This is a genomic window from Teichococcus globiformis (assembly GCF_042646265.1).
In the GTDB taxonomy this organism is placed as follows: Bacteria; Pseudomonadota; Alphaproteobacteria; order Acetobacterales; family Acetobacteraceae; genus Pseudoroseomonas; species Pseudoroseomonas globiformis.
This window is the reverse complement of sequence record NZ_JBHRTN010000018.1, coordinates 818,732-831,904: the sequence shown is the minus strand read 5'-3', so window position 1 is coordinate 831,904 and position 13,173 is coordinate 818,732. Positions and strand designations below refer to the sequence as shown.

The following is a 13,173-nucleotide window of genomic DNA, read 5'->3' as shown; positions in this document are numbered from 1 at the left end:
GATGAAGTTCACCCTCTCCTGGCTGAAGCGGCACCTCGACACCGAGTCTCCGCTCGATGACATCCTGGCGGCGCTGAACAGCATCGGTCTGGAGGTCGAGGGCGTGGAGGACCGGGGCGCCACCTTGGCCCCGTTCCGCATCGGCTACGTCGTCGAGGCGGTGCAGCACCCGAATGCCGACCGGCTGCGCGCCTGCCGCGTCGATGTGGGCGACGGCACCATCCGCTCGGTGGTCTGCGGCGCGCCCAATGCGCGCACCGGCATGAAGGCTGTGGTGGCGCTTCCGGGTTCGGTCATCCCGGCCACCGGCGTCACGCTGAAGGCGGGCGAGATCCGCGGCGTGAAGAGCGAGGCCATGATGTGCTCCGCCCGGGAGCTGGGCCTCGGCGAGGATCATGACGGCATCCTCGACCTGCCGGCGGACGCGCCGGTGGGCACGCCCTATGCCACCTGGGCCGGGCTGGACGATCCGGTTGTCGAGATCAGCATCACCCCAAATCGGGGCGACGCGCTGTCCGTGCGTGGCATCGCGCGCGACCTGGCCGCCGCCGGTCTGGGCACGCTCCGGCCCTTTGCGCCGGAAAAGGTGCCGGCGGTCTATCCTTCGCCGCTGCGCTGGGTGATCGAGGATGCGGAGGCCTGTCCCTGGGTGCTGGGTCGCGCCGTGCGAGGGGTGAAGAACGGCCCCTCGCCGCAATGGCTGCAGGACCGGCTGACCGCCATCGGCCTGCGTCCGATCAACGCGCTGGTGGACATCACCAACTGGTTCACCTTTGACCTCGGCCGCCCGCTGCACGTCTTCGACGTGGCCAAGGTGAAAGGCGACACGCTGTGGATGCGTCCGGGCCGCGAAGACGAGAGCTATCTGGCGCTGAACGGCAAGGAAATTGCCGTGACGCCGCAGGATTGCGTCATCGCCGATGCGGATGGCGTCGAGTCGCTCGCCGGCATCATGGGCGGCGAGCATTCCGGCTCGGATGCCGGCACGACCGAGGTGTTCATCGAGTGCGCGCTGTTCGATCCAGTGCGCATCGCGCTGTCCGGCCGTCGGCACGATCTGCGCTCCGATGCCCGGCAGCGCTTCGAGCGCGGCATCGACGCGGCACTGCTGCCCGATGCGCTTGAAGCGGCCACCGCCATGATCATCGAGATCTGCGGCGGCGAGGCCTCCGAGGTCTCGTCGGCAGGCACGGAACCTGCCTGGCAGCGGCAGGCCAGCCTGCGCTTCGGGCGCATCGCCGGGCTCGGCGGTGCCGATGTGGCGCCCGATGCGGCGGTGGGCATCCTGGAGCGTCTCGGCTTCGGCGTGGTGTCGCGCGATGCGGAAAAGGTCACCGTGTCCGTTCCGTCCTGGCGCAACGATGTGGCCGGGGCCGGCGCGCTGGCCCAGGCACCGGCGCTGGATGCCGCGAAGGCCGCAGCGGCCGCCGAGGGCTGCGCCCAGGTGGAGCCCGAATGCGACCTGTTGGAGGAGGTGTTGCGCATCACCGGGCTGGACCGCGTCCCGGCCGTGTCGCTGCCCGTTTCCTCGCCCGTTCCGAAGCCGGCGCTGACGCCGAAGCAGGCCCGCGCCACGCTGGCCCGCCGGACGCTGGCCGCGCGCGGCATGATGGATTGCGTGTCCTATGGCTTCATGGACAGCCGCATCGCCGCGAAGTTCGGCGAGACGCCGGAAACGCTGCGCCTGCTCAATCCGATTGCCGCCGATCTGGACCAGATGCGCCCGACGCCGCTGGCCAGCCTGGTGCTGGCGGCGGCGCGCAACATCGCGCGGGGTTATCCGGATGTGGCGCTGTCCGAGTTGGGCGCCGCCTATCTGGATGCATCGCCCGACGGGCAAGCGGCGGTGGTGAGCGGCATCCGCACCGGGGCGACCCCGCGCCACTGGGATGCACCGGCTCGCGCCATCGATGCAATGGATGCCAAAGGCGATGCGCTGGCAGTGCTGCTGGCGCTGGGGGTCCCGATGGCGGCGCTGACCGTCACCGCCGATGCGCCCGGCTTCTACCATCCCGGCCGCTCAGGCCAGCTGCGGCAAGGCCCGAAGACGGTGCTGGCGCGGTTCGGCGAGATCCATCCGAAGCTGCGGGAAGAGCTGGGTCTGCCCGGCGCCGCCGTGGGGTTCGAGGTCTTCCTGGATGCCGTCCCGGAACCCAAGAAGCGCAAGAAGTCGGTGCCCGACCTGCCATCCTTCCAGCCGCTGCGGCGCGACTTCGCGTTCCTGGTCGATGCCGTGGTGCCAGCGGAAAGCCTCGTCCGTGCGGCGCGGGGAGCGGAACGGACGCTGATCACCGATGTGGCGCTGTTTGACCGCTATGCCGGCGAGAAACTGCCCGAGGGCAAGGTTTCGCTGGCACTGGAGGTGACGCTGCAGCCTCGAGAGAAGAGCCTGACCGACGCCGAGATCGAAGCTGTGGGGGCGAAAATCGTTGCCGCCGTGGCCAAGGCGACCGGCGCGACGCTGCGGGGGTGAAGCGGGCCGGGGGGGGCGGACTCCCCTCCGGTTCCGGGGGGGCATACGATCCCCGGTCCAGTGAGGCCTGCGCGATGCTGCGTATCCGGCCGGCTCCAGGTGCGGGCTGGTGGCATCCGGCCGGCGAAACGTTCCGGCACAGAAGCATTTGCGGCTTGGCAGGTGGAAACGCGGTGGACCATGCTGCCGGTCAGGGATGGCGGCCGGGTTCGCTCCCGCGATCGCCCTCCCGAAGACCGGGAGGAAACAACCATGTCTCGACTGACCCGCCGCAAGGCGGTCTTCGGCTCCATCTGCATGGCCTGTGCCGGGGCGCACGGGCTGATGGCCACCCCCGCCAGCGCCCAGGGGTGGAGCCCGCCGGGCGCTGACCAGCGCTGCCCGTCACGCTGGGGTGCCGCCGATCGCCGCGGCTCCATGAACCTGATGACACCGGAGCGAGCCAAGCGCGCGGCGCAGCTGATCCGCACGGGCGAGATCGTCGAGTGCGGTCAGAAGCTGAGCCAGACCATGCCCTTCTTCGGCACGCGGCGCTTCGACGTCCACCTGAAGCGCACCTTCATGAACCCCGAGGCCAACAGGCGGGGCTCCAACGAGGAACTGGTGATTGCCGAGATCGGCCAAGTGGGCACGCAGCTCGACGCCTTTCCGCACCAGACCATCGGGGATGAGGGCTACAACTGCGTCAACATCCCGCGCATCGCGGGCCGGGGCGGCTTTGCCGAAATGGGGGTGGACACGGTGGGCACCATCTTCACCCGTGGCGTGCTGATCGACGTGGCGGCGCTGAAGGGCGTGGCGACCTTGCCCGACAGCTATGAGATCACACCCGACGACCTCCAGGCGGCGTTGCAGAAGCAGAACACCCGCATCGAGGAAGGCGACGCCGTGCTCATCCACACCGGCTGGGGCCTTCTCTGGGGCAAGGAAAACGCCCGCTATGTCCGTTCCTGCCCCGGCCTTGGCGTGGCGGCGGCGGAATGGGTTCTGGGCCAGAACCCGATGCTGATGGGTGCGGACAACTGGCCGGTGGAATGCGCCCCTTCCAAGACCATGCCGGATGCCAGCCTGCCAGTGCATCAACTGGCCCTGGTGGTGCATGGGGTGCACCTGCTGGAGAACATGAAGCTCGACGCGCTGGCGCAGCGTGGCCAGCATGAATTCGCCTTCGCGGTGCAGCCGTTGAAGGTGGAGGGCGGCACGGGATCAACTGTGGCGCCCTCGGCGCTGTTCTGAGGAGGTGACGAGAGGGGTGGAGGCCCCTCTCGCTTCGGAATCAGCCGGCGAACTGGGGCATCGGCGGCAGCGGCTCCATCTTGGCCTTGAACCAGCGCTCGTGAATGCGGCCCAGCTCGCCATCGGCGATCAGCTTGGCGATGAAGTCATTGCTCCAGTCGCGCAGCGCCGTGTCCTGCTTGCGGAAGGCCATGCCATTGGCCTGGGCGCGCAGGGTGAATTTCGGCTCGATCTGCAGATTGGCGTAGCTTTCCGTCAATTGTGCCAGGACGGTGCTGCTGGCGCCGATCGCCTGGACCTGACCGGAAATGATCGACTGTGTTGTTGTCGCATCGTCGTCGAAACGCATGATGCGGGTTTCCTTGGGCGCCACGGCAACCAGGGCGGAATCCTGAGTGCTGGCCCTTGCCACGCCGACGCGCACGCCCTTCAGATCCTCCGGTGCCTTGATGGCGGTCGATTTGGGCGCCAGGATATAAGTGGTGAAGGCGCTGTACGGGTTGGAAAACAGCACCTGCTTCGACCGCTCCTCCGTGATGCCGAAGGTCGCGATCAGCATGTCCACCTTGTTGGTCAGCAGAAAGGGGATGCGGTTCGGCCCAGTGACCGGCACCAGCCGCAACTCGACACCCATGGCCTTCGCCAACAGTGCCGCAACGTCGGGATCGTAGCCCGCCGGTTGCTGGTTGGCATCGATGCCGCCGAAGGGGGGGTAATCGGTCAGCACCCCGACCAGAAGGTGGCCGCGCTTCTTGATCTCGTCCGGTGTGGCGGCCGCGGCGGGGCGGGCGAGGCCGAGGGCTGTGGCACCGAGTGCCAGCGCGCCAAGGCCGCGGCGGGACAGGTTGAGCGTCATGGTTTCCTCCTGGGATCTAGTTTATCTGCGGACAGCGGCCAGGCGCTGCTCCATCCGGCGGCTGTAGGCCGAAAGCGGCCAGCAGACGATGAAATAGGCGAGCCCCACCAGACCGAAGATGGTGAAGGGCTGGAACACCGCGTTGTTGATGACCTGCGCTGCGCGCGTGATCTCGACGAAGCCGATGATGGAGGCGAGCGAGGTCGCCTTGATCAGCTGGACCAGGAAGCCCACGGTGGGCGGGATGGCCACGCGCAGCGCCTGCGGCAGCACGATCAACCGCATTTGCCGCCAGTATCGAAGGCCGAGCGCCGAGGAGGCTTCCCATTGCCCCTTGGGCACGGTCTCGATCGCCCCGCGCCAGATCTCGCCCAAGAAGGCGCTGGCGTGCAGCGACAGGCCAAGCGCCGCCGCACCCCAGGGATCGACGTCGAAGCCGAAGATGCCAGGAACGAAGAAGGCCAGGAACAACTGCATCAGCAGCGGCGTGCCCTGGAACAGCTTGATGTAACCGAAGGCCAGCCAGCGGAGCGCGGGGATGGTGCCGCTGCGCATGAGGGCAATCAGCAGCCCGCCCGCCGCGCCACCAATGAAGGCGACGACGGAGAGCAGCAGAGTCCAGCGCAGGGCCAGCAGGATGAAGAGGATGTCGCCGGTGGCGAGGCTTCGCATGATCGGCCTCCTTCAGCGCGGGGCTGGCTGGCGCAGGAAGGTGCGCTCGATCCAGGCGAACAGCCCCCAGAACAGCACGGACAACGCCAGATAGAGGCCGGTGACCACGAAGTAGACCTCGAAGCTGCGGAAGGTGCGGGCCTGGATGTCGTTGGCTGCTCCGGTCAGCTCGCTGGCCGCGATGGCCGAGCAGACCGAGGAGTTGAGCATCAGCAGGATGAACTGGCTGGTGAGGGACGGGTAGATCGCCTGCAGGGCCGGTTTCAATATGATGAGGCGGAAGATCTGCAGGTTGGTCAGGCCAAGTGCCCTCCCGGCTTCGACCTGGCCATGATGGATGCTCTCGATACCGGCCCGGATGATTTCGATGCCGTAGGCCCCAACATTGACCACAAGCGCCAGCAGAGCCGCCTGATCGGCCTCCAGCCGCAAACCGATGGCTGGCAGGCCGAAGAAGATGACGAAGATCTGGATCAGGAAGGGCGTGTTGCGGATCAACTCGATATACGCGTCGATTAGCCAGCGCACCGGGCGCGGTCCGCCGGTTTTGGCCAGGGCACCCAGGATGGCGACCACGAGCCCGATACCCATCGCGGCGGCCGAAAGCCAGACCGTGCGCAGCGTTCCGGCGAGAAGTTCGTCCCAGGCGTCGAAGACTGCGCTGAATTCAAAGACGTAGTTCATGCGCGGCAACGCGCTTGCTGAACGGGCGCAGGCATGGTGGGCCACTTTCCTCGACGGTGTCCTGGCGGCCTTCGACCGGCCGTCCTTGCGCGGGAAGCTGGCGCGGAAGCGTCGCCCTGGCAAGGGCACGGAGATGGCGCGCGAAAGGCTGTTTTGCCTCAGCGCCGGCCAAACATCCGCTCGAATTCACCCTTGCCGAAGCGCAGCCATGTGGGTCGGCCATGCGAGCAGGTGGAGGCACGCGGTGTCGCCTCCATCTGCCGCAGAAGGGCGGCCATTTCTTCCGGCTTGAGGCGCCGCCCTGCGCGGATCGATCCATGGCAGGCCAGTCGCGCCACAGCAGCATCGAGCCGGCGCTCCAGCACCGTGGTTTCGTCCCATTCCGCCAGTTCGGCCACCAGGTCGCGCAGCAGCGGCACCGGGTCGGGATTGCCAAGCAGAGCGGGCAGGGCGCGCACCAGCACGGCTCCAGGGCCGAAGCCTTCCAGCTCCAGCCCCAGCCGTGCCAGGGTTGGAGCAGCCTCGGTCAACCGTGCCGCCTCGTGCTGCGGCATCTCTACCACACCGGGGATCAGCAGAGGCTGGCTGCGCACCTCGCCCTCCAGAAGCTGCGCCTTCAGCGCCTCATGCGTCAGTCGCTCATGCGCCGCATGCTGGTCCACCAGGATCAGTGCGCCATCCGGAGCTTCGGCCAGGATGTAGGTGTCCATCAGCTGGGCAACAGGCAGGCCGAGCGGTCCATCCTCGTGCGCCTGGGCCGGATGGGGCGCCAGCTGCCCGTTGCGGGGCAGGGGCGGCGGCAGGCGCAGCCCCGGCTGCCAGGCGGCGGGTCGCTGGGCCAGGAAACCGACCGTGGGCGCGGTGGCGCCATCCAGGGCAGGCTGCGATTCGGCGAACCCCGCTGGCGCGAAGCCGGGGTCCGCCCCTCCTGCGCCTTCCTCCAGCGCCATGGCCGACCAGTCTGCGGGGGCGGGAGGTGGCGCCGGGACGCCGTTCCCCGCGCCCACGGCCAGGGCCCGGCGCAGCGCGGAGATCAGCGCGCCCCGCACCGCCCCAGCATCGCGGAAACGCAGCTCGGTCTTCATGGGATGGACGTTCACATCCACCAACTCGGGCGGCAGGTCCAGAAACAGCGCCGCCACCGGATGCCGGCCATAGACGATCAGGTCGCGATAGGCAACGCGCAGCGCGGCACGCAGAAGAGGGTCCCGCACCGGGCGGCGGTTCACCACCAGATGCTGCTCCGCAGCGGTGGCACGGGTCAGCGTCGGCAGCGCCGCCATGCCGTCGAGCTCCAGGTCACTCCAGGCACCCTTCACCGGCACGGCGGCGCGGGCGAAATCCGGCCCGAGCAGGGCTGCCAGCCGGCCGGACCGGTCCGTGGCGGCGAGGTTCAGCACCTGCCGCCCTTCCACCTCCATGCGGAAGGCGACTTCCGGCCAGGCCAGGGCGAGGCGGCGCACAGCCTCCACCGCGTGTCCGGCCTCGGTCGGCGGCGTCTTCAGGAACTTCCGCCGGGCGGGGGTGGCGAAGAACAGGTCCCGAACCTCGACGCGGGTGCCGGGCGCCCCGGAGGCCGGCCGCACTTCACCCTTGAGCCCTCCTTCGACCGTCAGGCCATGCGCGTCGCCATCCGCACGGCGGCTGGTGAGGATGAGGCGTGCCACGGCACCAATGGAAGGCAGCGCCTCACCCCGGAAACCCAGTGTGGCGATGCGGAACAGCGCCGCCTCTTCGGGCAGTTTGGAGGTGGCATGGCGCTCCACGGCAAGGGACAGGTCGGCGGCCGACATGCCGGCCCCGTCATCTTCCACCAGGATGCGGGCGATCCCGCCGCCTTCCAGGCCAATGAAGACATGGCGTGCCCCGGCATCCAGCGCGTTCTCCACCAGTTCCTTCACCGCGGCGGCGGGACGCTCCACCACCTCGCCGGCGGCGATGCGGTCGGCCGTGGTTGCGGAAAGAAGGCGGATGCGGTCCATCGCCAGGGTCTAGCGCCCGACGACCCGGCGCGGAAAGGGCCAGGGTGATTCCGGCATGACAGCCGCCGGGGCGCTCCGCGCTCCGTGAAGCCGCTTGGCACCGAAACAAGTTTGCCCGCAGAATGATTTCATCAGAATCGACGAGTCAGGACATGGGCATGAACGCCACGGTCGAGACGCCGCTCCGCCAAAGCCGTGCCCAGCGACTGACCGAGCGGCTTTACGGCGAGGATATCTTCGCCGGCTACGAGCCCGAACTGCCGCTGGACCTTCAGGGCTGGAACAGCCACCACCCGGCGCTGGCCGAGGCGCTGGTGGCAGCACGGCCACGCTACGTGGTCGATGTGGGTGTGTGGAAAGGCGCCTCCGTGGCGTTCCTGGCGACGCAGATGGCGCAGCTCGGGCTGCGGGGCGCGGTGATCGCGGTGGACACCTTCCTGGGCAGTCCGGAGCATTGGAACCGGAACCGGCCGGACGGCATCTATGCCTCGCTGCGCATGGATCGCGGCCAGCCGATGCTGTACCGGCAGTTCCTCAGCAACGTGGCGCATCTGGGATTGCAGGCCAGCGTGGTGCCGATGGTGCAGACCAGCGAGAACGCCGCCATGATCCTGGGCCGGATGAAGCTGAACCCCGAGATGGTCCACATCGACGCGGCGCATGAGTACGAGCCGGTTCTGCGCGATGCCCGCCGCTTCTGGGAGATCCTGGCCCCGGGCGGGGTATTGGTGGGCGATGACTGGTCCTGGCCGGGCGTGGCGCGGGCGGCACAGGACTTCGCCGCCGAGATCGGCCAGGAGCTGGCGATCAGCGGCCCGAAATGGACGCTGCGCAAGCCCCTGACCTGACTGGTTCAGGCGTTCCTCAGCACCTGCAACTCGCGGATGCGGGCGATCAGGCCGGTGGTGGAGGCGTCATGGTCGCCGACGCTGCCCAGCGGCGCCAGCTCCGGCAGGATGGAGCCCGCGAGCTGCTTGCCCAGCTCCACACCCCATTGGTCGAAGGCGTCGATGTCCCACAGCGCGCCGAGGCAGAACACCTTGTGCTCGTAGAGGGCGATCAGCTGGCCCAGGGTGAAGGCGTCCAGCCGGTCCATCAGCAAGGTGGTGCTGGGCCGATCGCCGGGGAAGACGCGATGCGGCAGCAGGCGCGCGATCTCATCCTCCGGCTTGCCGGATTTGCGCATCTCGGCGGCGACCTCGTCTGCCGAACGGCCGCGCAGCAGCGCCTCGGCCTGGGCAAGCCCGTTGGCCAGCAGCAGCCGGTGGTTGTCGGCATAGGGATGGTCGGGGTTGGCCACGAGGACGAAGTCCGCCGGCACCGGCGTGGTGCCCTGGTGCAGCAGCTGCATAAAGGAGTGCTGCGCGTTGGTGCCGGGTTCGCCGAAGATCACCGGCCCGGTTTCGCGCCCGACCGGCTCACCGGAGACGGTGACGCGCTTGCCCAGGCTTTCCATCTCCAGCTGCTGCAGATGCGCGGGGAAGCGCGACAGGCGGTGGTCATAGGGCAGCACCGCATGCGCCTTCAGCCCCAGGCCGTTCACATGCCAGACGGTGGTGAGCGCCAACAACAGCGGCAGGTTGCGGTCGGGCGGGGCGGACAAGAAATGCTCGTCCATGGCCCGGGCGCCGTCCAGCAACTGACGGAAGGCGTTCCACCCGCAGGATAGCGCGATCGAAAGGCCAATGGCCGACCAGAGCGAAAACCGCCCGCCCACCCAGTCGCGGAAGCCGAAGACGCGGTCCGACGGCACGCCGAAGGCCGCCGTCGCCTCGAGGTTGGTGGACAGGGCGGCCATGTGCCGGCGGGCGCCTATCTCGCCCAGGTTCCGCTCCAGCCAGCCGCGCACCACATGGGCATTGGCCATCGTTTCGGCGGTGGTGAAGGTCTTGGATGCCACCAGCATCAGCGTGCGATGCGGGTTCAGCCGGGGACGGATCGCCTCCCAGTTATGCGCGTCGGCATTGGCCAGGAAGAGCGGGCGCATGGGTGAGCGCACCGTCCACAGCGCCCGCCCGGCCATGAACGGCCCCAGGTCGGAGCCGCCGATGCCGATGTTGATGACGTCGGTGAAGGTTTCGCCCGTGGCACCGCGAATGTCGCCGGTGTGGATGGCGTGGGTGAAGCGCTCCATCGCCGCCAGCGTTTCGTCCACATGGGCTGAGGCATCCTCGACCGAGCCGTCGGCATGCTTGGCGGTGAAGCCGGCCTTGCGGGGCGCCCGCAAGGCCATGTGCAGCACCGAGCGGCCCTCGGTATTGTTGACGATCTCGCCCGCCGCCATGGCGTCCCGCTTCTGCGTCACCTGGCAAGCCTCGGCCAGCTCCAGCAGCGCCTTCAGGACGTCGTCATCGATGGAGGTCTTGGAGAAATCCATCAGGATGTCGCAGCCCTGACGGTGAAAGCGCCCGAAGCGCTTTGCGTCGGCGGCGAAAAGTTCGCGGATCTGCCCGGCGGCGGGGCCGGAAGCGAGGGAGGCGAGGCGCCCCCAGGCAGCGTTGCGCGCTTCCGGCGTCATGATTGCTTCCTCCATCCAGGCTCGGGCGCGACTATAATCGCTCAGATGCCTTCGGGTTGCCCAGCCACCGTGATCGAAAGTCCCTCGGGTTGCAGTAAACGCTTCGCCAGCGACGCGGCATGGTCGCGGGTGATGGCCGCCAGACGCTCGGGCCGCCGGGTCAGCCAGTCGAGCGGGCGGTCGTTGCGCTGCATGGCCAACAGCGTGGCCGCGATGCGTCGGCTGTCGGTAAATTGCAGCGGCTGGCTGCCGGTGAGATAGGCGATGGCCTCGTCCATCTCCTCGCTCGTCGGACCATTCGCTGCCATCCGGGCCCATTCCTCGCGCAGCACCGACAGCAGCTCGCTCACACGGGCATTCGCGGTCGCGCAGGAGCCGACCAGCACCGCCTGCCCGTAGAAGCTGTCGAGGCCGGCACCGATGCCGTAGGTCAGGCCGCGCTGCTCCCGGATCGAGCGGGTCAGCCGTGCCGTGAAGCCGCCCCCTGCAAGGATGCGGAGCATCACCTGCGCCGCTTCCCAGTCCGGGTCGCGCGGAGCGATGCCAGGCTGGCCGAAAATGACGGAGGATTGCGGCGCCGCCACCGGCACCACCTGCGTGCCGAAATCGCGAAAATCCGGCAGGGGCGGCAGTGCCTCGGCCGGAGCCTCAGGCAAGGCGCCGAAGAGCTGGGGCAGAAGTTGCGTCAGCTGCGCGGCGGTGATGGCACCGGAAGCGGCGATGCGCAGCCCGCCATTACGCCGCAGATGCCGGGTTAGTGGAGCACGCAGCTGCGCCTCGGTCAGCCCCGCAAGGCTTTCCTCCGTGCCGCCGGACGGGCGTCCCGCCGGGTGGTCCGGATAGGCCGCGGCCCAGAAGGCACGGCTGCCGCGGCCGCGCGGACCTTCCAGCATCTGCCGGGCCGAGGCGATGGCGCGGGCCCTCAGCCGGGCGATGTCGGCCTCGGCGAAGCGCGGCTCGGTCATTGCCAGACGGGCCAGGCGAACCGCCTGCGGCAGGGCCGGGGCCAGGGCCCGGAAACCGCCTTCGAACTCGTCGCGCCCGGCACCGAAATCCAGCCCGATCGCTTCGTCGCGGAGCGCGTCGGCAAAGGCATTGGCGTCCAGATCGCCCGCACCCTCGGTCATCAGCGCGGCGGCGAGCCGCGCGGCGCCCTCCTGTCCTGCGGGGTCGAGCGCGGCGCCGCCGGGCCACGACCAGGACAGGCTGACCACCGGAACGGAATGATCCTCGGCCAGCCAAGCGGTCAGGCCGGCCGCCTCGACCACCTGGATCGGCAGGGAAAAGCCGGCGCTGCCGCTCATGCCGCGCCCTCCGGCAGCAGCCAGCCGTTCATCGAGGGACGGGACAGCACGTAACGCGCCGCCTCTGTCACCTGGCCGGGCGTTACGGCGCGAATATGCGATGGCCAGAATTCGATCTGCTCCAGCGCCATGCCGGTGGCGATGCCGCTGCCCAGGATGCGCGGCGCCGTACCCAGGCTGTCCAGGGCCAGCAGCGTGCCGGCGGTAAGCTGCCGGATCGAGCGTGTCACCTCGGCCTCAGTGACGCCGGCATCGAGCAGCCGGGCAATCTCGGCTTGCACCGTTTGTTCCACCCGCTCTGCGGGCGTGTCGCGCCGGGGCGTCACAAAGAGGTCCAGCGTTCCGGTGCCGAGGGAATCCCCATCGTAGGAGCAGCCGGCGGACACCGCGACGCCGCTTTCCACCAGCGCACGGTGCAGCCGCGAGCCCTGACCGCCGCCCAGCAGGTGCGACAACACTTCCAGCGGGTAGGCATGCCGGCCTGCCTCGGTGCCATCCAGCAGGGCGGGAGCGATCCAGCCCCGCATGAAGGCGGCTTCCTGCAAGGTGGGCTCGCGGCGCACCAGCCGCTCTTCCAGCGGCGCCGCGGGCGTGACGGCGCGGCCGCGCTGCGCCTTGGGCCAGGGCGCGGGGCGGCCCTGAATGCCGCCGTAATCCTCCACCGCCAGCTTTTCGAGCTCGGCGCGGCTAATGGCGCCGGTCACCACCAGCGTGGCATTGGCCGGCGTGTAGGCGTTGCGGAAGAACTCCACCATGTCGTCGCGCGACAGGGCGGCGATGTCCTCCGGCCAGCCGATAAGCGGGCGGCCGCGCCAGTGCTGGCGGCCCCAGAAGGCTGCGTCCCAGGCTTCGCGGAAGCGGCCGCGCGGGGTGCTTTCGGTGCGCTGGCGGCGCTCCTCCTGCACAACCTGGCGCTCGGCCTCGATCTCGTCGGCGGGAAACAGGGCGGAGGCCATGCGATCCGCCTCCATGCCCGCCACCAGGGGAAGGCGGCTGGCCTCAACATGCTGGTGGTAGGCGGTGACGTCGCGCGAGGTGAAGGCATTGTCCTGCCCGCCTTCCCGCGCCACGACGCGGGAAAAGGCGCCGGACGCGACATTGGCGCTTCCCTTGAACATCATGTGTTCCAGGAAGTGGGCAAGGCCGGACTTGCCGGCTGGATCGTCCCCGGCGCCGACGCTGTAGAACACATAATGGGCGATCACCGGCGCGCGCCGGTTCTCGGCATGCACCACGGTCAGCCCGTTGGGCAGGGTCCAGAGACTGGCACCAAACAGCGGGCGCTCTCCTGAAGGCGCGGGGGCCGCGCCGCTGGGGGCGGGGGAAGCGGCAAGGGATTGCGGCGGCAAGGCCGCAAGAGCGGGGAGGGCGGCGGCGGCCGTGAGGGCCGCCCGGCGGCTGATCGGGCACATATCCGCATCAGATGGGGGCGGAGCGTCCAAGGCAAC

The 13,173-nt window shown here is 69.1% G+C and carries 10 protein-coding genes; 3 read left to right on the top strand and 7 right to left on the bottom strand.

Annotated features, from left to right (window positions below; all coding sequences use genetic code 11):
• The first annotated feature begins 1 nt into the window (after position 1).
• A complete protein-coding gene (gene pheT / locus ACFOD4_RS18115; RefSeq protein ID WP_379598658.1) occupies positions 2-2,473 on the top strand; it encodes a phenylalanine--tRNA ligase subunit beta in 2,472 nt (823 codons plus the stop codon).
• Positions 2,474-2,725: 252 nt separating this feature from the next.
• Positions 2,726-3,709, top strand: coding sequence for a cyclase family protein (locus ACFOD4_RS18110; RefSeq protein WP_379598657.1), 984 nt, complete (start codon positions 2,726-2,728; stop codon positions 3,707-3,709).
• A 40-nt stretch (positions 3,710-3,749) separates the two neighbouring features.
• Here the strand turns inward: ACFOD4_RS18110 and ACFOD4_RS18105 are convergent, their stop codons facing one another.
• From ACFOD4_RS18105 to mutL, 4 genes are all read right to left on the bottom strand, one after another.
• Positions 3,750-4,565 carry a transporter substrate-binding domain-containing protein gene (locus ACFOD4_RS18105; protein WP_379598656.1) on the bottom strand — a complete coding sequence of 272 codons (816 nt, stop codon included), beginning with the start codon at positions 4,563-4,565 and terminating at the stop codon, positions 3,750-3,752.
• Between the two features lie 21 nt (positions 4,566-4,586).
• Positions 4,587-5,237 carry an amino acid ABC transporter permease gene (locus ACFOD4_RS18100; RefSeq protein WP_379598654.1) on the bottom strand — a complete coding sequence of 217 codons (651 nt, stop codon included), beginning with the start codon at positions 5,235-5,237 and terminating at the stop codon, positions 4,587-4,589.
• Between the two features lie 12 nt (positions 5,238-5,249).
• Complete coding sequence (locus ACFOD4_RS18095) at positions 5,250-5,921, bottom strand: amino acid ABC transporter permease (protein WP_379598653.1); 672 nt, start codon at positions 5,919-5,921, stop codon at positions 5,250-5,252.
• A gap of 158 nt (positions 5,922-6,079) precedes the next feature.
• A complete protein-coding gene (gene mutL, locus ACFOD4_RS18090) occupies positions 6,080-7,903 on the bottom strand; it encodes a DNA mismatch repair endonuclease MutL (protein ID WP_379598651.1) in 1,824 nt (607 codons plus the stop codon).
• Positions 7,904-8,061: 158 nt separating this feature from the next.
• Here mutL and ACFOD4_RS18085 point away from each other — a divergent pair, with 158 nt between their 5' ends.
• On the top strand, positions 8,062-8,751 hold the full coding sequence (locus ACFOD4_RS18085; RefSeq protein WP_379598649.1) for a class I SAM-dependent methyltransferase: 690 nt from the start codon (positions 8,062-8,064) through the stop codon (positions 8,749-8,751).
• Positions 8,752-8,756: 5 nt separating this feature from the next.
• Here ACFOD4_RS18085 and pgi read toward each other — a convergent pair whose 3' ends face one another.
• Genes pgi through ACFOD4_RS18070 form a run of 3 tightly spaced genes read right to left on the bottom strand, consistent with a single transcriptional unit; the run spans position 8,757 to position 13,137 of the window.
• Entirely contained in the window at positions 8,757-10,421 is a 1,665-nt protein-coding gene (gene pgi / locus ACFOD4_RS18080) for a glucose-6-phosphate isomerase (RefSeq protein ID WP_379598647.1), read from the bottom strand.
• A gap of 41 nt (positions 10,422-10,462) precedes the next feature.
• A complete protein-coding gene (locus tag ACFOD4_RS18075) occupies positions 10,463-11,725 on the bottom strand; it encodes a M16 family metallopeptidase (protein WP_379598646.1) in 1,263 nt (420 codons plus the stop codon).
• Entirely contained in the window at positions 11,722-13,137 is a 1,416-nt protein-coding gene (locus ACFOD4_RS18070) for a M16 family metallopeptidase (RefSeq protein WP_379598645.1), read from the bottom strand. The genes ACFOD4_RS18075 and ACFOD4_RS18070 overlap by 4 nt, the downstream gene beginning before the upstream one ends.
• Positions 13,138-13,173 lie beyond the last annotated feature (36 nt).